This is a genomic window from Streptomyces sp. NBC_00631 (assembly GCF_045206895.1).
In the GTDB taxonomy this organism is placed as follows: domain Bacteria; phylum Actinomycetota; class Actinomycetes; order Streptomycetales; family Streptomycetaceae; genus Streptomyces.
In genome coordinates this window covers 10878895-10900073 of record NZ_CP107734.1, presented here as the reverse complement: position 1 = coordinate 10900073, position 21179 = coordinate 10878895, and the positions used below count along the sequence as shown (strand labels likewise).

The 21179-nt window shown below is 69.6% G+C and carries 13 protein-coding genes and 6 pseudogenes; 10 read left to right on the top strand and 9 right to left on the bottom strand.

The window, feature by feature from the left end; all coding sequences use genetic code 11:
- The first annotated feature begins 185 nt into the window (after positions 1–185).
- Complete coding sequence (locus OHB00_RS49195) at positions 186–308, top strand: hypothetical protein (protein ID WP_406446394.1); 123 nt, start codon at positions 186–188, stop codon at positions 306–308.
- Between the two features lie 45 nt (positions 309–353).
- Here the strand turns inward: OHB00_RS49195 and OHB00_RS49190 are convergent.
- Positions 354–673: pseudogene (locus tag OHB00_RS49190) on the bottom strand (helix-turn-helix domain-containing protein); the annotation flags it as partial.
- 1010 nt (positions 674–1683) lie between these two features.
- On the opposite strand from OHB00_RS49190, the pseudogene OHB00_RS49185 reads away from it, so the two are divergent.
- The 3 genes and pseudogenes from OHB00_RS49185 to OHB00_RS49175 form a co-directional block, all read left to right on the top strand.
- A pseudogene (locus tag OHB00_RS49185) lies at positions 1684–2166 on the top strand (AraC family transcriptional regulator); the annotation flags it as partial.
- Positions 2167–2374: 208 nt separating this feature from the next.
- Positions 2375–3199, top strand: a complete 825-nt coding sequence (locus tag OHB00_RS49180) for an alpha/beta fold hydrolase (RefSeq protein ID WP_406445329.1) — start codon at positions 2375–2377, stop codon at positions 3197–3199.
- Between the two features lie 673 nt (positions 3200–3872).
- Complete coding sequence (locus tag OHB00_RS49175; RefSeq protein ID WP_406445328.1) at positions 3873–4496, top strand: hypothetical protein; 624 nt, start codon at positions 3873–3875, stop codon at positions 4494–4496.
- 188 nt (positions 4497–4684) lie between these two features.
- Here OHB00_RS49175 and OHB00_RS49170 read toward each other — a convergent pair whose 3' ends face one another.
- Together OHB00_RS49170 and OHB00_RS49165 are read right to left on the bottom strand one after the other, a co-directional pair.
- A complete protein-coding gene (locus OHB00_RS49170; protein ID WP_406445326.1) occupies positions 4685–5767 on the bottom strand; it encodes a hypothetical protein in 1083 nt (360 codons plus the stop codon).
- A 48-nt stretch (positions 5768–5815) separates the two neighbouring features.
- Entirely contained in the window at positions 5816–6901 is a 1086-nt protein-coding gene (locus tag OHB00_RS49165) for an SPFH domain-containing protein (protein WP_406445324.1), read from the bottom strand.
- A 131-nt stretch (positions 6902–7032) separates the two neighbouring features.
- Between OHB00_RS49165 and OHB00_RS49160 the strand changes: the two are divergent.
- Positions 7033–7131: pseudogene (locus OHB00_RS49160) on the top strand (RNA-binding protein); the annotation flags it as partial.
- 100 nt (positions 7132–7231) lie between these two features.
- Here OHB00_RS49160 and OHB00_RS49155 read toward each other — a convergent pair.
- From OHB00_RS49155 to OHB00_RS49145, 3 genes are all read right to left on the bottom strand, one after another.
- Positions 7232–8470 carry a 4-hydroxybenzoate 3-monooxygenase gene (locus OHB00_RS49155; RefSeq protein WP_406445322.1) on the bottom strand — a complete coding sequence of 413 codons (1239 nt, stop codon included), beginning with the start codon at positions 8468–8470 and terminating at the stop codon, positions 7232–7234.
- 140 nt (positions 8471–8610) lie between these two features.
- Positions 8611–11007: an endonuclease/exonuclease/phosphatase family protein gene (locus OHB00_RS49150; RefSeq protein ID WP_406446338.1), complete on the bottom strand. Its 2397-nt coding sequence runs from the start codon at positions 11005–11007 to the stop codon at positions 8611–8613.
- A gap of 395 nt (positions 11008–11402) precedes the next feature.
- The gene (locus tag OHB00_RS49145; protein ID WP_406445320.1) at positions 11403–14204 is read right to left on the bottom strand and encodes a lectin; all 2802 of its coding nucleotides are present in this window, start codon (positions 14202–14204) and stop codon (positions 11403–11405) included.
- A gap of 351 nt (positions 14205–14555) precedes the next feature.
- Here OHB00_RS49145 and OHB00_RS49140 point away from each other — a divergent pair, with 351 nt between their 5' ends.
- Both OHB00_RS49140 and OHB00_RS49135 read left to right on the top strand, forming a co-directional pair.
- On the top strand, positions 14556–15740 hold the full coding sequence (locus OHB00_RS49140) for an acyl-CoA dehydrogenase family protein (RefSeq protein ID WP_406445319.1): 1185 nt from the start codon (positions 14556–14558) through the stop codon (positions 15738–15740).
- Positions 15741–15915: 175 nt separating this feature from the next.
- A complete protein-coding gene (locus OHB00_RS49135; protein WP_406445317.1) occupies positions 15916–16641 on the top strand; it encodes a class I SAM-dependent methyltransferase in 726 nt (241 codons plus the stop codon).
- A 239-nt stretch (positions 16642–16880) separates the two neighbouring features.
- Here OHB00_RS49135 and OHB00_RS49130 read toward each other — a convergent pair whose 3' ends face one another.
- Entirely contained in the window at positions 16881–17369 is a 489-nt protein-coding gene (locus OHB00_RS49130) for a hypothetical protein (protein WP_406445315.1), read from the bottom strand.
- Between the two features lie 300 nt (positions 17370–17669).
- Positions 17670–18413: a TetR/AcrR family transcriptional regulator gene (locus tag OHB00_RS49125; RefSeq protein WP_406445313.1), complete on the bottom strand. Its 744-nt coding sequence runs from the start codon at positions 18411–18413 to the stop codon at positions 17670–17672.
- Between the two features lie 308 nt (positions 18414–18721).
- On the opposite strand from OHB00_RS49125, the gene OHB00_RS49120 reads away from it, so the two are divergent.
- From OHB00_RS49120 to OHB00_RS49110, 3 genes and pseudogenes are all read left to right on the top strand, one after another.
- Positions 18722–19384, top strand: a complete 663-nt coding sequence (locus tag OHB00_RS49120; RefSeq protein ID WP_406445311.1) for a Tat pathway signal sequence domain protein — start codon at positions 18722–18724, stop codon at positions 19382–19384.
- A gap of 252 nt (positions 19385–19636) precedes the next feature.
- A pseudogene (locus tag OHB00_RS49115) lies at positions 19637–19753 on the top strand (hypothetical protein); the annotation flags it as partial.
- Positions 19753–19921, top strand: a pseudogene (locus tag OHB00_RS49110) (pyrimidine dimer DNA glycosylase/endonuclease V); the annotation flags it as partial. The pseudogenes OHB00_RS49115 and OHB00_RS49110, both read left to right, overlap by 1 nt.
- A 1-nt stretch (position 19922) precedes the next feature.
- Here the strand turns inward: OHB00_RS49110 and OHB00_RS49105 are convergent.
- Positions 19923–21116 (bottom strand): annotated as a pseudogene (locus OHB00_RS49105) (amidohydrolase).
- Positions 21117–21179 lie beyond the last annotated feature (63 nt).

Genomic DNA, 21179 nt, shown 5'->3' with positions numbered 1-21179 from the left:
TTCAGCTGCGGCCACCTCGGGACGTACCCCGGTGCGGGCGTTCGGCCGCTCCTGTACGTCATTCACATGGGCAGGCTACGAGTGGCCTCTCATGGAGGACATGACGACCTCACCTTCCGAGCCTTGCGAGATCCCCGACCCGCCCCCCTGCCACGTCCGTCCCCCCTGCGGAGTCGGGCGGGACGGTGCGGCGCGAGCGGCTGCTCGATCTCGTCGCACTGCTCGCGCTTCTGATCCTCACGGCCATGCTGTACCTGCTGATCGACTCAAGTACAGGCATGGTCGTCGCAGCCGGGACCGCCCTGTAGACCACGTATCGCTGCAACCGGCGTGGCCCGTGGCCCCCTTGACGGCTTGGCGGGGCGGGTGGTGGCCGTCGCTCCGACGAAGTCCGCATCGTCAGGGCCGAGTCGGCGGAGACGGCGGCCTTGCGCCCTCGAGGGACCAGGCAGGCCAGGCCGATCTCGTTGAACCGGTGGATCACGCCCCGGACGGTGTCGTTGTCGGCCTGCACCAGCTGGGCGATCACCGGCACACAGTTCCCACCCGGAGAGGCTTGCAGCATTGTCGCTCGCAGGTAGCGCACCGAGTTGCCGCTGCCTCGACGTACGACCTGTTGCAGCTTCTGCCCCTCCTGGTCGATCAGTCCGCGCACGCGGACGGGCTCGGCCACCGCACCGCCACCGGTGGACCGGACGTCGCCGCCCGTCCAACCGCCACGATCACCAGACCGGCCAACCTACGCGGTCACAGCAGTACGTGCCCAGCCGTGGCAGGACGGCCTTATGGTGATCCGAAAGGGCGATGCCGCGTAGGCGTCCCAAGGCCGTCCGCTCAAAGCGGTGGCGGCCACGATGGCAGTCGGCGGTCTTCACCGCAGACGGCCGCCGACGACCAGCACGAGCATGACCTCACCCACCCATGCCACCCCCGTGACCTGCACGTTCAAGATGAACACAACTCATTGCCGTTTGGAACCACTTCCCGGGCCTTCTCCTTGACGGACGGTCGGGGCGCTTGGACGGATCGTCTGGCCGTATGAGGCACACCGCAGCGGTCGCAGAGAACAAAGGTGTCGTTCGAGCTGAACATTGCCAACTCGATGTTGTTGGGCTTCGCTGGGCGATCTGCAGCCTGCGTCCTTCGAGGTCGTGCCCGCGGACTTCGCGTCCTGGATCGAAATCGCTTGGTCCTGCTGCTTCGTGCTGACCGGACAGCGGACCGGTTCGCGCGGGTTGAGCCACGGCGCCGGATGAAGGACTCGGTACGGGGGCTGCTGTCGGACCTGAGCTGCCGCGGTCAACAGTGTCCTGATGGAACCGGAGGGTATGGCGGCGACAGCGGTGAACACATCGTCTCGTCGAGGCGCGCATCCCTCGCCCGCCTGGTGGGAGCGTCGGTACCGCGAGCCTTCACCGGCGCCGTGCACGTCGATCTGACCGTCTGCTCGGGACGGACCACCGCTTTGAGGGTGGAACGCACTGCCTCCCTGGCCCGCGACTCGATGGAACCGAGAGTTTTCATCAACGTCCAGCATGTCGGGTCGAGCATGGTCGTCCAGCACGACCGGGAAGCGGTGATCCAGCCCGGCGAACTCGTCATGTGTCCACGTCCCCCTACACACTGCTGAACGACGCCGGCATGACGGGCAGCTTCTTCAGAGTGCCGCATTCGGCGCTGGCGATGCCGCACGACGTGATCCGCGCGGCGTGCGCGGTCATCCTGAGCCCGGGGCATCCTGTGGCGTCACTGACCCACGACCACCTGCGCCGACTGGCCGCCGATCCCGCCCTGACCACCGCGGAGAACGCCGACCTCGTCGGTCGCCCGAGCATCGAACTCATCCGCGCCGTGATCACGACCCATCCGGGGTCCCCCGAACTCGCAGCCGAGCCCATTGCCGCCACCCTGCAGGTGCGCATCCTCGAACACGCCCGTAGGCACCTCCACGACCCCGGTCTGTCCGCCGAGCAGATCGCAGCCGCGCACTACATCTCGGTGCGCCAGCTCTACAAGGTGCTGGCCAGAAAGGACATCAGTCTCGGTGACTGGATCCGGACCCACCGCCTTGAAGCGTGCCGGCAAGCCCTCGCCGACGCCCCCGCCGCCGTAACCATCGGTGCCGTCGCACGACGCCACGGTTTCCGCGACCTGTCCAGCTTCAGCCGCGCTTTCCGTGCGGAATACGGGATGTCCCCCAGCCAATGGCGAAGGCGCGGCCAGGCATCGCGGCGCACTGTGCCAGAGGTGAACCCGGTTGTGCGTGCAGTGCACATTGAGGGTGTCACACGCCCCTTCTGCGGCACACGGGATGACAATGTGTCCGAAAGGTGCCTGAATTGCCATCGCTGTGAACGGACAGGGAGAAGCCACCATGCCCTCCATCACCACCTCCGACGGCCTCGACATCCACTACAAGGACTGGGGCTCGGGCCGGCCCATCGTGTTCTGCCACGGTTGGCCGCTCTCGTCGGACGACTGGGACCCCCAGCTGCTGTTCTTCCTCAATCAGGGCTTTCGGGTGGTCGCTGCCGACCGCCGCGGCCACGGCCGCTCCACCCAGACCGACGGCGGCCACGACATGGACCACTACGCAGACGATCTGGCGACGGTGGTCGACCATCTGGACCTGCGCGACGCGGTGTTCGTCGGCCACTCCACCGGCGGTGGAGAGGTGGCACACTACCTGGCCCGACACGGCCAGAGCCGGGCGGCCAAGGCCGCGCTGATCGGAGCGGTTCCGCCGCTGATGGTCCAGACCGACGCCAACCCCGGTGGATTGCCCAAGTCGGTCTTCGACGACTTGCAGGCGCAGCTCGCGGCGAACCGCACGGGGTTCTACCGCGCGCTGGCGGCCGGTCCGTTCTACGGGTTCAACCGTCCGGGACGTGAGCCCGACGAGGCGATCGTCGACAACTGGTGGCGGCAGGGAATGATGGGCGGCGCCAAGGCCCACTACGACGGGATCGTGGCGTTCTCCCAGACGGACTTCACCGACGACCTCACGAAGATCACGGTGCCGGTCCTCGTCATGCACGGCGACGACGACCAGATCGTGCCCATCGACGACTCGGCGCGCCTGTCGTCCAAGCTGCTGCCCAACGGGATCCTCAAGGTGTATCCGGGCTTCCCGCACGGCATGCCGACCACCGAGGCATCGACGATCAACGCGGATCTGCTGGAGTTCATCCGCTCCTGACCTCCGCGACGGCCTGCCCGCAGCAGATGGAGGGCCGGTTCAGCAAGGCACGCCATGCGCTGTCGATCGCAGACTCGATGGCTGCTCGGCGGCGACCGGTCCGGGACCATCGCGGTCGCCGCGGCCTCGGGCGCAGCGTCCTCGTCCTGTTCGTACCGCCGCAGTGGCACTGTTCCGCAAGGGCGCCGGCAGTTCACCGCCGCGGAGTTCGCCGGCGGACCCGTAATGATCATTGTCGAGACGCTCAGGAGAAAGCCGAGAGCTCCACAGGCCACTTCAGGGCCCGGTCGCTCAGCGCGGCCGGGCTCGCGCCGTGCGGCACGGCTGTTCCGCGGCGACTCTGCTCCGCTGGACCGCCTGCCGGCCGTGCGGGAGCGGGCCGGCAGGCGGCCGTCGTCCCACTGGCGCAGGCTGATGGACTGGAGTGGTTGGTGGACGTCGCGCTGACGCGGCCCGCCACTGTCCCTTGGTCCGAATCACTGGGTGTCGCCAAAACAGACTTGTTGTCAGCGACCTTGATGGGTCACTGTTCAGCTGGTGTCGAAGGAGGGATGCGCAAGGGAGTCGGTCGTGCTTCTCGGTTGCGGGTCGAGGCAGAGCATTCGATGGAGGGGGTGTTGTGGCCGGGCGAATACTGAGGTGGGGCCGTCTGGCGGTCCGGACCGCGTTGCTCATGGTGGGCATCACGGTGGTGTTCCTGGGGCTTGAGGTCGGCGCCGGCATCCTGCTGCACGCCACGCAGAACGTCTGGGTGACGTTGCTGGTGTATCCGCTGCTCTATCTCCTGACGTTTCCTCTCCTCGCTCTGATGGTGCCGGGCATGGAGGAGGAACCCAGGGGCTGGGGCGTCGTGGCGATGATCGTGGTGCCCATCGGTGCTCTGTTCGTGATGCACCTGACCCTCTCGGGCCTGGATCAGCGGGCGCTGCACGCCCACGGCCTGCAGGAGCGGGCCACGGTGACCGACGTGTACTGGGTCGATCAGGGCGCTGATCCCCCGACTCACGTCGCAGACCTGGCCGACCCGTCGGGACAGCCGCTTCCGGGCGTGGTGACCGGGGACGGGCTGAAGACCGGCCAGATCATCACCGTCACCGTGGATCCCCAGGGGAGGATCCCGGTGCTGCTGGGCACGCCTTCGACAGGTTCAGACAAGTTCCGGAAGGCGGCTGCCAGCGCGGGCGTCGAGATTCTGATCCTTGCCTTGGCGGCCTACCAGGGTGCCGCAGACCGGCTGGCCACGAAGACGAGAGACAAGCCGAAGCGAACGCAGAAGCCCAAGGACATCCCGGCATGACTCACCTGCGGCATCGGTCCCGACGTTCCCCGGCTCCTGCCCACACCGCTGCAGAGAGCCGCCGCCGGCAGATCGTCCGCGACGACGTCGGGGCCGTGGTGGCCAACTGTATCTGCGCTTGTTCGTAGCGGGTGCCCGGTTGCTGTTCCTGGTGCCGGGGGGTGGTCGTCCTGGGCCGGTCGGCGTCCTCAGTTGCGCAGCATCATCACGAGCAGGACCACCACGGCGATCAGCAGGGCGCCGCCCACCGATGCCAGGGTGATCTTCAGCGCGCTGTACGGCCGCTCGCCTATGACCTCGCCGGTACGGGCGTTGACCATCACCGGCCATGCCTTGCCGGCGTGCAGGTAGGTCAGGAACCAGACGGGCAGGAGCACCAGCTTGTACGTCAGGCCGCTGTAGGACGTGGACATCGAGTGCACCCGCTGCTCGTCGCCGCCGATGTCCCGCGTGCAGTCGGCGCGGATCACCGGCGCCATCCGCGCCTTCGCCGACTCCAGGCCGGTCTCCGGCTCGACGTCGTACCGGACGGTACGGAAGCCCGCCAGGTACTCCTCCTGGTAGGGAACCGTCTCCGCCAGCGGCCAGGGGGCCAGCTTGTCCAGCTCCTTCACCGGAACCTGGCTGCTGCCGGGTATCAGCACGTCGTCGAAGAACCGGCCGACCGTCCCGGACGTGTGGTGCCAGCGGGTGTGCTGCACACGCCGGGTGTTGCCCTCGGAGTCCTCCTCCTCCACCCAGTAGTGCTCGCCGCGTTCACCGGTGTAGTGGGTGGTGGTCTGCGCGTCGTACGTCCAGTGCGGCAGGTAGCTGCCCCGGAAGGTCTCCGCCTCGGTGACCTTCTTGAGGTCGTCGGGCGCGAACCAGCGGGATGTGGTCCACTTCGCCAGTGCGTCACGGGCCTGTTCCCGGCTCACCCCGAAGGGCAGCACCGCCTCGGGTACCACGCGCTCGGTGCCGGAGGCGTCGGCGACGAGCGGGGTGGCGCAGAACTGGCACTTGTCGCTGAGCGTGTCGCTCTCGGTCACCGCGTGGCAGCCGGGGCAGGTGTACACCTTGACCCGGTCGGGCGCGGAGGCCCGCTGGGGCAGCGCGGCCAGCTCCTCGATCGGGTGCTCGGTGACCTGCCGCGGCACCGGCGTGATGTCCTGCTCGTGCCTGCAGTACGGGCAGCGCAGCGCATACGTCCCGGGCGCGTACTCGCTGACCCCGCCGCACGCCTCGCACTGGAACGCCCGGTCGGGCGCCGGTGCGACATCCTGATCCGTCAACTCGCTTCTCCTTGTGACCTGTCGCCGGAAGATCCCGGGTGGCGGATCTCAGCCCTGCGGGGGCAGCGGCGGCGGGACGTCGGCGAGCAGTGGTGTCAGCTCCGGGACCTGGTCCGCGGGCTGCCAGGTGGCCTGTCCGCTGCGCCAGACCAGCGTGGTGCGGGTCAGGTTGCCGGCCGCCACCTGTCCGGCCAGCGCGCTCTCGTCGTAGGGGCCCTGCTGCTGTCCGCCGACGGCGATGAACCAGCGCGGCGCGGTGGGCAGCGGTGGCGGGACCGGGGCGGCCGCCGTACCGGACGTGCTCTGCACGATCCGCTGGCCCAGCGCCATGCCGACGCCCAGTCCGAGGGCGTCGCCGCCGGTGCCGGGGTTGGCGGCGGCGATCGGGATCGCGTCGGCCGCCTGGAGCTTGGCGTAGTCGTCGAGGTTGCCGGTGATCGTCATCCGGGAGCGGGTGTCGATCGCGGCCTCGACCTCGGGCGGGACGCTGATGTTCTCGATGTAGAACCGGGGGACGGCGATGCCGGTGGAGGACAGTTCCAGGGTCAGTGCGGTGGCCAGTTGCTGTCCGATGCCGTCCTGCCGGGCGGCGAGGTCCAGCAGCGGTACGCCGGACGAGCCCAGCGCGGAGCCCAGTTTGGAGACGATCAGCTGGCGCAGGTGCTCGCCGACCTCCTCGGTACGGAACTGCGGGTCGGTGCCGACGAGTTCGCGCAGCAGCGCGGCGGCGTCCACCACCTTGGCGGCGAAGGTGCCGAAGGCGCGGACCCGGACCATGCCGAAGTCGGCGTCCCGCAGGATCACCGGGTTCTGGGTGCCCCACTTGAAGTCGGTGAACTGGCGGGTGGTGACGAAGTAGACCTCGGCCTTGAACGGCGACTCGAAGCCGTGCTTCCAGCCCTTCAGCGTGGACAGCACCGGCATGTTCTGGGTCGAGAGGGTGTACGTGCCGGGCTGGTAGACGTCGGCCAGCCGGCCCTCGTTGACGAAGACGGCCACCTGCGACTCGCGCACCACGAGCCGGGCGCCCATCTTGATCTCGTTGCCGTAGCGCGGGAAGCGCCACACGATGGTGTCCCGGCCGTCGTCGGTCCACTCGATGATGTCGATGAACTCACCGCGGATACGGTCCATCAGCCCCACAACTGTCCCCCACTCCCCCACTCCCCGACGCGATCAGCTGACAGTATCCATGTTGCGGGTCGCGGGGCCACGGGCGGGACCGGCCCGGGGCCGCCGGGGGCTCCCTGGGCGAGGGGCAGGGCATGATCGGCGGACCATCCGAGTACCCGGAGCCCTGGGCGTTCCTGGAGTCACTGCACCGCGGCGCGTTCCTTTCCGGCACTGTCGCGGCGATCGAACGGGGCGACGAGATCACGGTGGTCGTCACCGAGATCGACCGGGAGCGGCGCAGGCTGCTCCTGCGCCGGCTGAGGGACGTGGAGCGTCTGTTCCCGTGAGGGGTCAGCGGTCCGTGGCCACGGGGTGGTCCTGGAGCGGGTCCAGGCCTGCCATCAGCTCCGCGAAGGCCTGTGCGGCCGCCGGCGAGGTGAAGAGGCGGTCGAGCCGGGCGCGGGCCAGGTTGCGCAGGAAGGGGCCGGAGAGGGTGTCGTCGCCGGCGTCGTGGACGGTCCGGGTGAGCCAGTGGGAGAACTCCTGGTCACTCCAGACGCGCCGCAGGCAGCGCTGGGAGTAGGCGCGCAGGGCGGCGTCGTCGTGGTCGCGGACATGGTCGCGCACGGCGCGGGCGAAGACGTCGGCGTCGTACAGGGCGAGGTTCATGCCCTTGCCGCCCATGGGCGACACGATGTGGGCGGCATCCCCGACCAGGAACAACCGGCCGTACTGCATGGGGTCGTGGACGAGACTGCGCAGCGGGAAGGTCTCGCGGTCGGTGATGGGCCCCGCGGTCAGGGCGGGGTCGCCCAGCCTTGTGCGCAGCGCGTCCCAGACACGGGCATCGGGCCAGACGTCGGGGCGCTCGCCGGGTGGGCACTGCAGGTAGTAGCGGCTGCTGTGCGGCCCGCGGGGGAAGTGTGCGGCGAAGCCCTGCGGGCTGACGGCGAGCAGAGGGTGGGCCGGGGGCGGGGCGTCGGCGAGGACGGTGAGCCAGCCGATGCCGTGGTCGAAGGCGTGGGCGGTGAGGACGCCGTCGGGGACGGCGGAGCGGGTGACGCCGTGATCGCCGTCGCAGCCGGCGACGAAGGCACAGGTGATCGTGTGCGGGGTGCCGTCGGCGGAGCGGTAGCGGACGGTGGCGCGGTCGCCGGTCAGGTCGTGCAGGCAGACGTCGGCCACCTCGTAGCGCAGGTCGCCGCCGTCGGCGAGATGGGCGTCGGTGAGCTTCTGGACCAGGACCTGCTGAGGACACAGACGCGCCCCGGGGCCTTCGGAGCCGTCGCTGTCGTCGACGAGGTGGCTCTCGCCGTCCACCCGGAACTCCAGGATGCCGTCGTGCGGTGGGCCGGCCAGCACCAGGTCGGCCAGGCCCCAGGCCTCGAACATCCGCACGGCGCGGCTTTCCACGATGCCCGCGCGCTGTCGCTGCGTCACGTACTCGCGGCTGCGGCGCTCCAGGACGACGCAGTCGATGCCGGATCGGCGCAGCAGATTCGCGGCGGTCAGCCCGGCCGGCCCCGCACCGATCACCACGACCGTCGCGGACTCCCGCACCTCACCCAAGTCCTGCTCCCCCACCGTCACGTGGCACCTCCCGGAGCAGCGTAGCCGAGTGCGGCCGACGGTGAGGGGGCATGCCGCGAGGCACGAGTGCCGTGCCGGAAGCGGCGCTTGGCCGTCCCGGGTGGGACGGCCGAGCGCCGCTCGGGCGGGGCGGTGAGCCGTTACGGCTTCACGCGTACGATCTGCGGGTCGTGGTCGCTGGTCTGCCCGGCGAACTCACTGTTGATGTGCACCACGTCGTAGTCGGCGTCGCGGCTCAGGGACGGGCTGGTCAGGATGTGGTCCAGGACCTGGGAGTTGCCCTCGTAGACGTAGGAGTAGCGCTCCTTGACCGGCAGGGTGTTCACCAGGTCGGTGAGGATCCTGCCGTCGGCCGTGAGTGAGGTGACCGCGGGTGAGAACTGGTAGTCGTTCAGGTCGCCCAGGACGACCAGGTCGGCCTTCGGGTCCGCCTTCTCCAGTGACTCGATGAAGTCCCGCTCCACCAGGGCCTGTCGGTTGCGCTGTGCCTCCGAGCCGCGCACCGGCGGCTGGAAGCGGCTGTCGATCGCCTGGTCGCCGCCCTTGCTGTTGAAGTGGTTGGCGATGACGAAGAGCGTCTTGCCGCGGAACGTGAACTCGCCGGCGAGGGGCTTGCGCGAGGAGGTCCACGCGTCGTCCGTCGGCGCGATCCGGCCCGGGGACGCGGTCAGGTGGGTGTCGGCGCCCGTACCGGTCACCCCGACGGCCGTCGAGGAGTCGCCGCCCGGACGGTCGGTGAACTGCACACGGTCGGGGTTGAACAGGAACGCCTGGCGGATGTTGCCGCCCGGCTGGCCGCCGTCCTTGTCGTTGACGGGGTCGATCTGCCGCCACTGGTAGCGCGGGCCGCCGGCCGCGGCGATCGCGTCGACCAGCTTGCCCAGCGTCTTGTCGGCGGCGACCGTACCGTCGTCGGTGGCGCCGCTGTTGTCCTGGATTTCTTCCAGGGCGACGATGTCGGGTGAACGGAGGTTGGTCACCAGGCCCTTGGCGAGCGCGTCGAACTTCGACTGCGCGTTGTCCGGCGCCAGGTTCTCCACGTTGTACGTGGCGACGCTCACCTGCGAGGGGCTCTGCTTCGCCGTGACCTCGGGCTTGATGTCGCCGGTGTGGACGGTGCCGATGGCGCGGGCCTGGACCGCGTACGTGCCCGCGAACTGGTTGTAGTCCAGCGGGCCCTCGGTGGTGCCTGCCAGCGTGTCGCCCACGTTCGCGACGGGGAACGCCTGCTGGGCGGTCGGGATGAGCGACTGGACCATGAGACGGCCGGAGTTGGGGTCGTCGTAGCCCTTGTACAGGGTGCCGCCCCGCTTGGTGGGGTTCTGGTCGGGCTGGACCGTCACCCACATCTCGGAGTACGAGTCCGTCGCGCCGACCACCCGGCTGCTGCCGATGCGGACGTTCATGCCCTCCAGCGACTCGTAGGTGTCGAGGGCGTACTCGTCCGGACGCAGCGGCAGGTTCTCGATGCTCGCGCCGCCCGCCTGCGGGGCGAACTGCTCGGGCACCGAGTGCTTGTCGAGGACGACCGGGGCCGGTACGGCGTTGCCGCTGGACACCACGGTCGCCGTGGCCTTGGTCAGCTCGGTGACGGACTGGATGCCGGTGTCCTGGCCGCCCGGGTAGTACTCCTGGACCGTTGCGTCGAGGGAGACGCTGTCGCCGACCTTCACGGTGGGCGTGGTCGAGCCGGTGAAGACGAAGATGCCCTCGCTGGTGCGCGGGTCCGCGTCGGGGTTCGGGTCCTGGACCCAGTAGCCCTGTGAGGAGCCGTACGCGCGGACGCCAGTGACGATGCCGGTGACACCGGAGACGGTCTTGCCGTTGAGCGGTGAGACGCGGGTGTCGCCCTGGATGTCGTGAATCTTCGCCGGGGTGGCCGGCGGGGTGGTGGGAGGCGGCGTGGTCGCCGGGTCGGTGGGAGTGGTGCCGCCGCCGGTGTCCCCGGTGTTCTGCGGGGACGGGTCGCCCGCGGTGAAGTCCGCGGCGTTGTCGTCGGTGTCGGCGAGGGAGGCCGCACGCGACACGGACGCGGTGTTGCTCGCGCCGGCCGCCGCGCCGTTGCCCTCGTGCACCACCGCGGTGCCGAAGCCGACCAGGTCCTTCACCCGCGAGTCCGCCTGGCAGTCGGCGGCGGTGAGGCAGGTCAGCGGGTCACTGCCGGTGACCAGGGCGATGGTGCCGTTGGTGCCCGACATGTTGATGGAGCCGGTGGCGTCGGGCGTCGGCAGGGCCTTGGTGCCGCCCGCGCCCGCGGCCTCCTGGACCAGGTAGCGGCCGCCGCCGGCGAGCGAGCCGGTGAGCGGGGTCGACTGCCACTTCGAGGAAGCGGTCGGCGCGCCCGGCAGGTACTGGACGCTGTAGCCGCTCAGGTCCACCGAGCCGCTGCCGGCGTTGGCCAGCTCGACGAAGTCGTTGGTGTACGTGGCGCCCGAGTTGCCGCCGCCTCCGTAGACCTCGGCGATCAGGGCCTCGTGCGAGGCGGCCATGGCGTTGATGCTCAGACCGGCCGTGGCGAGCACGACGGCGCCCGCTATGCCGTAGGGAAGGGCGCGCTTGCGTCTTGAGCGCTGCGGACGCGGCTCAGCGGCCTCGGATGAGGGGTGCGACACGGAGGATGTCTCCTTCATGCAGACGGCGTGAGGTGGGTACGTGAGCGTGCGGGGCCGCCCCGGCGTACGACCGGCCCAAGATACGCGCGTAGACAACACGACCGCAGCACTTCGGAGATGAACTCTGGGACACAAACGGAGGTCTGGGATTCCAGTTGGCGATCGTGATGTCGCCGGCCTTCAACGGGGGCGCCGCGCGGTCGACTTCGGCGGTTCCGGTCGGACGCGTTTCCGGGTGTCCCGACCCTACGGTCGGGACACCCGGAAACGCGCTTGCGCCGAAGGGCTCGGGCGGGGCTGCCGAGCACCCCGCCAATGCCTCAGCTCGGCAGTTTCCAGTTCTGGGCCGCCGTACCGTTGCAGGTGTATAGCTGGAGCTGGGTGCCGTTCGTGGTCGAGGAGTTGGGGTCGTCGAGGCACAGCTTCGACTCGGGGTTGACCAGCGACCCGCTTGCCCCGGCTGTCCACTGCTGAGCCCCGCTGCCGTTGCAGGTCCACAGCTGGATCAGCGTGCCGTTGGTGGTACCGCTGTGATCGGCGTCCAGGCATTTGCCGAGGGTCCGGATCGTTCCGTCGCCGGCGATGATCCAGTCCTGGGCGTACGTGTTGTCGCATCCCCAGATCTGGACGTGGGTGCCGTCGGCGGTGCCGGAAGACGCGTCGTCCACGCACAGGTCGGAGGCCACCGAGGAGGCGAGCGTACCGATCCGCGGCGAAGCCGGCGCCGTGGTGTCGCCCGCGTACGAGGGCGGGGCGGCGCCGGCCGCGGTCGCCCATGACGTGTTGGCGGCGGTGCCGAGCGTGAAGTCCAGCGTGCCGCCGGACGTGATGGCCGTGGTGGGAGCGTAGGCGTTGTTCCACGCCGTGCCGTTCCACGCCGCGGACTGGACGTAGGGGGCATTGTCGGCGGCGCCGTTGCCGTTGACCGTCAGGGTGCTGCCCGAGGGAAGGGTCACCACGGCCTGTGTGAACAGCGGCGATCCCAGGGCGAGATCGGAGGTTCCCGGCGTCTCGGGGAACATCCCGAGCGCCGACCACACGTACCAGGCGCTCATCGCGCCGAGGTCGTCGTTGCCGTCGGCGAGGCCGCCCGGGGTGTTCGACCAGATCTGGTCCTGGATGGCCCGCACCGTGCCCTGCGTCCTGTAGGGCTGTCCCGTGTAGTCGTACTCCCACGGCAGTTCGATGCTCGGTTCGTTGCCGACCCAGGCGTAGCCGCCCGCGCCGGTGTAGCTGCGCAGCACGGTGTCCAGGTAGTGGTTCATCGCGGTGTTGCCGCCCTTGGCGTGCGTCAGGCCGCCGATGTCGAACGGGACCATTCCGGTGTAGATCCACGAATCGGCCTCGACCATGTCGGTGCCGCTGGTGGGGTCGAAGCCACCGGTCCACGAGCCACTGGCGTTACGGGGTTCCACGAAACCGGAGGCCGGATTGACCACGTTGCGCCAGTCCTGTGCGCGGTTGGCGTACGTCTTCTGGTTCGCGGTGTCGCCCAGTGCCCCGGCCATCGCGGAGAGCGCGAAGTCGGCGGTGTCGTACTCCAGGGTGGTGGCGACCGGACCGTAGAAGTTGCAGCAGCCGTAGCTGCCGTCGTGCGGCATGTATCCCGGCGAGTTCAGGTAACCCAGGCCGGGCCGGTCGTTGTTGGCCGTGCTCGCCTGCCTGACCATGTCGGCCAGGGCGGTCGTGGCGTCGAAGGCGCGGGCGCCGAAGGCGTAGTAGTCGGCGAGGATGGCTGCCGCCGGGTCACCGACCATGACGTACGACTCGCCGTTGTTCTCGGACCACTTGGGGAAGACCCCGGCCTGCGCGTAGTCGTCGACCATCGACTGGGCGGTGTCGGAGGCGACCTGGGGAGCGACCAGGGCTTCGAGCTGGGCCTGCGAACGGTAGATGTCCCAGCCGGAGTAGTTCGCGTACACGGCGCTGTGGCCGGCGTCCACGGTGTGCGTCTTCCCGTCGAAGCCGTAGTACTGGCCGTTGGTGTCGCTGATCACGTTCGGGTGCAGCAGTGAATGGTAGAGCGCGGTGTAGAAGGTCTGCTGCTGCGCGGCCGTGCCGCCGGCGATCTGCACCTTGCCCAGTGCGCCGTTCCACGCGTTCTGCGCGGTGGTGCGGGTCGCGTCGAAGTCCCAGCCGGTGTTCTCCGCCGTCCGGTTGCCGACGGCGTTCGCGACCGACACGTAGGAGATCCCGACCTTGGCCTGTACGACCGGGTTGCTCGTGGTGTTGAAGGTGACGTAGCCGTTCGAGGCGGCGGCGGCTGGGGCGGCGCTGTCTTTGGTGGACGGCGTGGGCTTGGTGGCCTTGGTGGGCTTCGGGTTCGGTGTGCTGGGGTTCTTGCCGTGCAGCACCGGCCTGTTCGGCTTCTCGGCGGCGTTCTTCGACGCCCCGGCCGACGTTGGGGTGGAGGCGGTGGACGCCTTCACGGCCGAGCTGCCCTGCGAGGCGAACGGCTGGTCGAAGACCATGTCGAAGTAGACGGTGTACGTGTTCGCAGCCCCGCAGAAGTGGCCGCTGGTCACCTGACCGCTCACCTCGGTGCTCGACACCTTGGTGAACTGTGTCGAGGTGGCACCGTTCTGACTGCCCGTCAACTTGAAGATCAGGTTGGCCTGGCTGGACGAGGGGAAGGTGAAGCGCGCCATGCCGCTGCGCGTCGTGGTGGTCAGCTCGGTGGTCACCTGGTTGGCGAGCGCGACCTTGTACGATCCGGCGGACGCCGACTCGTTCGCGTGCGAGAACGCGTCCGTGGCGGCGGTGTTCACGGCACCCACCGTGGGCAGGACCGGTATGTCACCCGCCGCGCCGCAGCCGGGGCCTGCGATGTGGGTGAGGCTGAAGCCGGTGATCGACGAGTCGTTGTACTCGTAGCCCCCGCCGTCGGGACGCGAGGGTGTGTCCGGGCTCCACTGCACCATGCCGAAGGGGACGTCGGCCCCGGGGAAGTCGTCGGCCTGGTTCGACGTGCCGATGAACGGGTTCACCAGAGTCGCCGGCGCGGTGACGAGCGCGGCCTTCCCGGCCGCCCACGCGGGCGCGCACAGCCCGGCCGCGGCCAGCGCCGCGGCGGCGAGAAGACCGATCGCCACGGTTCCGGGAGGTCTCAACTTTCGTGTCATCACAGGGGGTTTCTCCTCTCTGAGACGAGGTGGACAACGTTGTCTCCGTGTCGGGCGCGCAACCCGGGGCGGTGAGCCGACTTACCGGATGTCTCGATGCCCATGGGGGGTGACAACGTTGTCCAACCATGAAGACGAGGGGCACGGGAGGAACTCCCGGCGAAGCTAGCTACAAGGCAGGGACATGTCAACGACTGGCGGGCTCTCTTGAACCCAAGTTGACGCCGGAGGCGGGCCCGTCTCGTGGTTGCGGGGCGGATCAACCTCGTTGGCCCGACTGCGCGTTGACAGTCGACGGGATCGGCGCGACGGTGAGGGTTCCTGCTGGGCCCCGAGAGTGGAGGTCGCCCCTTGGCCGGTTCGTCAGTACCTCGCTCGGACACCGATCTCGTCGAACGTGTACGCGCGCTGCAACCGCTCATCCGCTCGCACGCCTTGCGGGCGGAGCAGCAAGGGCGGGTGGCGGCCGAGGTCGTCGAGGCTCTCACCGGCGCCGGGATCCACCGTATGAACGTCCCTCGCCACTACGGGGGTTACGAGAGCTCGTTGCGGACTCAGGTCGACGCGCTGAGCGAGGTCTCCGCCGCCTGTGGGTCGGCCGGGTTCATGGCGTTGATCCAGGCCGGATGCGCGTTCATCGCGGCCCTGTTCCCCGACAAGGCCCAGGACGAGATCTTCGCCCATCCCGATGTACGGGTCGGTGGCACGCTCATCCCGGGCTCGAAAGCCGTCGCGGCGGACGGCGGTTATGTGGTGAGCGGAAACTCTCCCTTCGCGACCGGCTGTCAGGACGCCGACTGGCATCTGCTGACCGCGCTGGCCGACACCGGACAAGGGCCGCCGGAGATGCTGTGGCTGGCGATCCCCATGACCGATCTCAAGGTGCTGGACGACTGGAACGTCTCCGGTCTGGCCGGGAGCGGCAGCAACACCGTGGTCGCGCAGGACGTTCACGTGCCGGCCCATCGCGTGCTGCCGGTGGGGCCGTTGCTGGCGGGCGAGTTCCCTTCGCGGCGCAGCAGCGCCGACCCCTTCTACCGGATGCCGGTGCTGCTGCTGTTCTGCGCGTGGACGGCCGCGAACGCCCTCGGTCTGGCACGGGCGGCAGTGACGGGGTTCGGGGAGCGCATCCATCAGCGGGGCATCACGTACACCTTCTACGAGCGCCAGCACGAGGCCCCGGTGACGCATCTCCAGTTCGCCGAGGCCGCGATGAAGGTCTCCTCGGCGGAACTGCTCGCCGCCGACTTCGTGGGGCTGATCGAATCCAGGGCGGCCGAGGGAAAGCCGTACACGACGCAGGAACGGGCCCGGATCAGGGCGCAGTGCGGGTATCTGGCGCGGTTGTGCAAGGAGGCCGCCGACCTGATCGGGTCCGCTTCGGGCGCCTCGTCCCTGCACCGGGAGGTGCCCGTCCAACGGATCGTGCGGGACCTGAACGCCCTGAGCCTGCACTCGTTCGTCAACCCTGCCGCCAACCTGGAGCTGTACGGCAGGGTGCTGTCGGGGCTCGACGCCGGGACGCCGTTCCTCTAGTACTTCGTTCCGCGCTACCTCGACCTCCGGTTGCGCAAGCGGGTGGCCGGCGGGCCGGCGGCCAGAAGTGGCGCCACTCGCTGTTCCACCTCGCCGAGGACATCGGACTGTTTGTCCCGGGGCCGTCGCGAAATCGGGTAGCTGTTCGGACCCGGCTCTGCATACGTTCGGCCGCATGGCTGACGACTGTTTCGCGCATCCACGACTCGCCGCGATCTACGATCCGCTCGACCCCGACCGCAGCGACCTCAATGCATACCTGCAGATGGCAGACGAGTTCGAGGCTCAACGAGTACTGGACATCGGTTGCGGCACAGGGGTGTTCGCGCTCCTCCTGGCCGACCGTGGGATCGAGGTCGTAGGTGTGGATCCCGCCCAGGCGTCCATCGACGTCGCCCGGACCAAACCGGGAAGTGGACGAGTGCGCTGGATCTGTGGCGATGCGACGAACCTGCCACCGCTGAAGGTCGACCTTGCGACGATGACAGCGAACGTCGCCCAGGCCATCGCCGACCCGCAGACGTGGCAGAGGACCCTGCGAGGAGCCCACGAAGCACTGCGGCCTGGCGGGCGTCTGATCTTCGAGACGCGCGACCCGTCCAGACGCGCCTGGGAAGAGTGGACCCGCGAGAAGTCCTACCGCGTGACCAGGATTCCAGGCGTCGGCTCCGTCGAGACCTGGGGTCAGCTGATTGACGTGAGCAGGCCTCTGGTGACGTTCCGCTGGACCTACAGGTTCGCGGCGGACGGACAGGTGCTGACATCGGATTCGACGCTGCGCTTTCGCCGGCGGGACGAAGTCGAGCAGGACTTGGACGCGCACGGATACGTGGTGGATGGAGTTCGCGACGCGCCCGACCGCCCAGGAAAGGAGTTCGTCTTTCTGGCGCGACGTCCGTGACCTTCCGTGATCCATGCGGCTCGACCTTCGAAGGCGCAGGACACCGGTCCGTCAGCCGAGGACGTCTCGGGGGACCGCGCCCGTCGTGTGATGCCGCTGAGTTTTGAGATCGGGGGGGCGAACACTTCGAGGAGCGGATACTCCTGGCCGACCGGCACGCCCGGGTGCTCGCTCACGACCGCCGAGGCGGCCAGCCTCCCGGCCTGCGGGCGACGACAGGTCCAGTGCCACGACGGATGCTACGACCTGGTGAAGTGCGGGTCGGCCACAATGACCACACGGTCCGCGTCGACGTCGAAGCCGAGCACCGGCCGGCCGGAAGCAGTCTCCGGCGCGAACAGCACGGGCTTGCTCAGTCGACGTCCGATGGCGCGCAGGAAACCGCACAGCACGTTCAGTCGCGCCTGACCCTGGAGCTCCCGAAGGTCGACATCGAAGTCGATCGAGTCGGCCGCACAGGGGCGAAAGATCGCCAACACCCCGGGCACCGGCCAGACCTTCAACATCACGCCGGCCTCGACACCGCGAGCCAACATCACCCCGGCTCGTGGAAGCCGGAGCACGGCACCGTTTTCGGAGTACTCACAAGCCCAGCCCCGTGAGCGCGCCAAGTCCAACACCGCCTGCCAGTCATCGATCGAGGTGCCGGCAACACTCACGTCCGGCAGCGGGCCCATCACATCGGGGTCGAAGAAGTTCTTGACGTCATCCCACAACAGGTCAGGCACCGCGCCATCGTGCCCTCTCGCCATGCTGACCGCAGCACCTTTTCAGGAACCAAATGATCACTTCGGTGGTCGGGGCGCGCGGCCGCCGATGGACACGTACCGACAGCGACCTTGGAACCAGGGCATCGGGCCAGGCCGGCCGTGCACCGGCATGGCGCGCCATGTACGCCGGCACCGTTCGAATCCTGAGCTGGGCACACGCACAGAGGAATTTCGGACCCAGGCGCTCAAAGCGGCGGTGCCGCGCGCGGGCTGAGCGCCGGTCGCCTCGGTGGCTCCGCCGTAGTGGGTGCGTGCGGCTCACGGCTCCGGGTTCAGGCAGGACGGGAGGGGGCCCGTGACAGGCGGCGGGGCGGACAGGCAGGCGGCGGCACGTTCCGGGCCCAGGAACGGGGCGAGTACGGAGAAGGCCAGACCGGGCAGCAGTGCGGGCAGTTCGACGGTCCGCCCGGTGGCTATGCAGCGGTAGATCGCGGAGTACACACCGCCGACCACCGTGTCGACCAGCTCCTCTTCGGGGACGGGAAGCTCCAGGTCGGGGAGGTCGGTGAAGTAGTCCCGGAAGCGGGTCAGCAGGCGTTCGCGGGCCTCTCGGCCGGCGGGGCCGACCGCGTCGATCTCGACGATCGCCATCGCCGCGAACGCGGGCGCCTCGGCGAGGATCACGAGCAGTGCGCCCAGGCCGGCGCGCACCTGTCCCGGCCAGTCGCGAGCCTGGGCACGGGCTTCCTCCATCGCGGCGAAGACCAGGGAGGTGCCGTGGTGGTAGGCGGCGAGGAAGGCGTCCTCCTTCCCCCTGAAGAGCTCGTAGAAGACCGGCCTGGTCACGCCGGCCGCCTGGCAGATGTCGCTGACCCGGGTGCCGGCGTAGCCGACCTGGGCGACGGTACGGACGAACCCGTCCAGCAGCCGGTCCCGCTGGTTGGCGGCGACGGCCTCCGGCGAGGTACGGCGTGGACCCCGCCGCAGCGAGCGCTCAGGGTCGCGACCGGTGCGGGTACCGGGCAGCACCAGCGGAGGCGGCACCGACGAACCTGCTGCCATTCCCGGCCCCTTCTCACGACGTCACGTGCCATGCCTTGACGTTGAATACTCGTCAGGTTTACAACCTTCACAGGTTTTCTTCTCACGCGGACCTGCGGTGGACGACCTGCTGGAGCCGTCAGTGTCACGCACCCGCAAGGCGTCAACAAGTGCACCGGCGTCCCTGACGCCGGGTCAACCACCAGCAACACGCACCGGTCCGGCAGTCCGCCACCCGGGACCGCCATGCCAGGGCCGCCGTCCTTCTCCATGTCCGGGACGGCCGCCCCCTCCTCGCACCACCCGCACGCCCGAAAGAGGACTCCCCCATGCGCAGATTCGGCGTCTCCGCCTTAACCGTCACCGCCGCCCTGTCCGCCCTGACCCTCCTTCCGGCCGCCTCAGTCTCGGCGGCCGGCTCGGTGCTCACCTACGGCAGCGCCGGCGGCAACGCGGTCTCCGTGGGCGACGTACTCACCGCATCGCTGGCGAGCGGCACCAAGGCCTCCCTCGCCACGACCAGCGGCGGCACCACCGGCATCACCTGCACCGGCTCGTCGCTGTCCGCCACGGTGACGTCGAACCCCGCCGCCCCGGGCACCGCGACCGAGTCCGCGACCTCCCAGACCTTCAGCGGCTGCACCAGCAACGTCCTCGGCGTCACCGGTGTGCAGAGCGTCACCGTCAACAACCTGCCCTACACCACGTCCGCCGCCTCGGGCGGCGCCGTGACAGTGACCCCGGCTTCGGGCAGCACCATCCAGACCACGGTGGTCCTCTCCACTCTGCTGGGCACCGTCAACTGTGTCTACCGGGCGTCGGGTCTCTCCGCGGTGAGCTCGAACACCGCCCACAGCCTGACCTTCACCAACCAGGCCTTCACCAAGGCGTCCGGTTCGTCGCTGTGCGCGGCAAGCGGATACTTCACGGCCGCCTACGCGCCGGTCGTCGACAGCAGCGTCAGCGGCTCCCCTGCCGTGTACACCAACTGACCGCTGTCAGAGGGGACTGACGGCCGGCCCGAAGGTCCGGCCCGCCGCCCCGTGGCGGCGGGCCGCTTCCGGCTTGAGGACCTCGCCCACCCCGTCGACCGCGCGAGCTGAGGGAACGCGTCAAGAGCGAAAGGGGGACCGCGATGGCCAAGGACACGAAGCACGCGGACAATACGATGGTCGCGAAGAGCGCGGACTTGGCGGGCAGCGGCCACGGCGAGTTGCCGCCTTTCGTGATCAACCGAGGCCCGGGGCCATACGGTGGACGGTCCTCCTGACGAGCCGCGGTACCACGTGCGCGGCGCCGAGTCCGGCGCGGCGGCCGTCCGTAAGCCGTCCGTGCCGCGCACGAGACGGACCGGTGGCTGATGCAGACGTTCCTGCCCGACCCCGACCCCGACTTCCGGAAGACGGCGCCTCTGCTGGACCCGCGCCGACTGGGCAAGCCGCGCGTCGAGGCACTGCAGGTCCTCCGCGGCCTGACCGTCCCCGGCCACGGATGGCGCCGCCGCCCGGCCGTACGGATGTGGGGCGGACCTCAGCGGCCGTGCGCGCCGGCCGGCCCCTGCGCCTTCCATGCCGACTCCCGCAGCGGCGCGTCGCCGAGGATGTCGGCTGCCGTGCAGGCCAGAGCCTCCGTGGCCGCGAGAAGGACTTCCCGGGCACGTGCGGAGACCGCCGCGGCGGCGAACTCGGGGGTGTGGCCGGAGCCGCCCCCGTCCGCGATCGCCACGAACGGGTGAATGGCCGGAACCCGCCCGCTGACATTGCCGATGTCGGACGAGCCCAGGTACACGCCGGTCTCAGGCGGCGTCAGAGCGATGCCCGACCGCTCCAGGTGCGCCGCGAAGCGGTCGGAGAGCGGCCGGCTGTCGCGGAAGTGCTCGTAGCGGACCGTGGCCCGTTCGGCAGTGACGGTCGTGCCGGTGGCCCGGGCCACGCCGGTGGCGCAGGTGCGCAGCCGCTCGGCCAGGCTGCCCAGCGCCGTGGTCGTGGCGGCGCGGAGACCGAACAGGCCCTCCGCGTAGGCGGGACGAGGTTCGTGGCCGTGCCGCCCTGCGTCACGATGCCCTGGATGTGGGAGGCCTCCGGCAGTCGGCGGCCCAGCGCGGACAGCACGTTGAACAACTCGATGAGAGCCGCCAGGGCGTCGATGCCCTCCGTCGGGTTGCCCGTGGGGTGGGCGGCCCGCCCATGGAAGCCGACCCGGTACTGCTCCTGCGCCGTGAGAGGCGCCCGCACCCAGTCATGGACACCCGGATGGAACATGAGTGCGGCATCGACGTCGTCGAACACTCCCGCCGCGACCTCCAGGGCCTTCCCGCCGCCGCCTTCCTCGGCCGGGGTACCCACGGCCAGCACCGAGCCGGCTTCCCCGGGCAGGACGGCGCGGGCGGCGAGGGCGGCTCCCAGGCCGGCGGCGGCGATCAGGTTGTGGCCGCAGGCATGGCCCAGGCCGGGCAGGGCGTCGTACTCCAGCAGCAGTGCCACCGCCGGCCGGCTCTCCCCCACGCGTGCCACGAAAGCCGTGGGCATGCCTGCCGTGCCCGGCTGGACCTGGAAACCTGCCCGGTGCAGTTAGTTCCCCGCCGAGCAGTGCGGCAGCGCGCCGTTCGGCGACCGCGAGCTCTGGATCGGCGTGCAGCGTTGTCGCCACCCGCCAGAGGTCCTCGGCCCCGTCGGTGACTTCTTCACGGATGCGCCGGTACACGGCGTCACCCGCCTGCGACACATGTCCTCCCCGGTCCGCGGGACGCAGGCCGTCTTCCTCGGCGCCCCCGGACAGCCGGGTTTC

Excerpts from the sequence above, each read along its gene's own strand:
- OHB00_RS49145 (WP_406445320.1), bottom strand. The coding sequence starts at position 14,204 with ATGACACGAAAGTTGAGACCTCCCGGAACCGTGGCGATCGGTCTTCTC.
- OHB00_RS49180 (WP_406445329.1), top strand. The coding sequence starts at position 2,375 with ATGCCCTCCATCACCACCTCCGACGGCCTCGACATCCACTACAAGGAC.
- OHB00_RS49125 (WP_406445313.1), bottom strand. The coding sequence starts at position 18,413 with ATGGCAGCAGGTTCGTCGGTGCCGCCTCCGCTGGTGCTGCCCGGTACC.
- OHB00_RS49120 (WP_406445311.1), top strand. The coding sequence starts at position 18,722 with ATGCGCAGATTCGGCGTCTCCGCCTTAACCGTCACCGCCGCCCTGTCC.
- OHB00_RS49175 (WP_406445328.1), top strand. The coding sequence starts at position 3,873 with ATGGTGGGCATCACGGTGGTGTTCCTGGGGCTTGAGGTCGGCGCCGGC.
- OHB00_RS49165 (WP_406445324.1), bottom strand. The coding sequence starts at position 6,901 with ATGGACCGTATCCGCGGTGAGTTCATCGACATCATCGAGTGGACCGAC.
- OHB00_RS49135 (WP_406445317.1), top strand. The coding sequence starts at position 15,916 with ATGGCTGACGACTGTTTCGCGCATCCACGACTCGCCGCGATCTACGAT.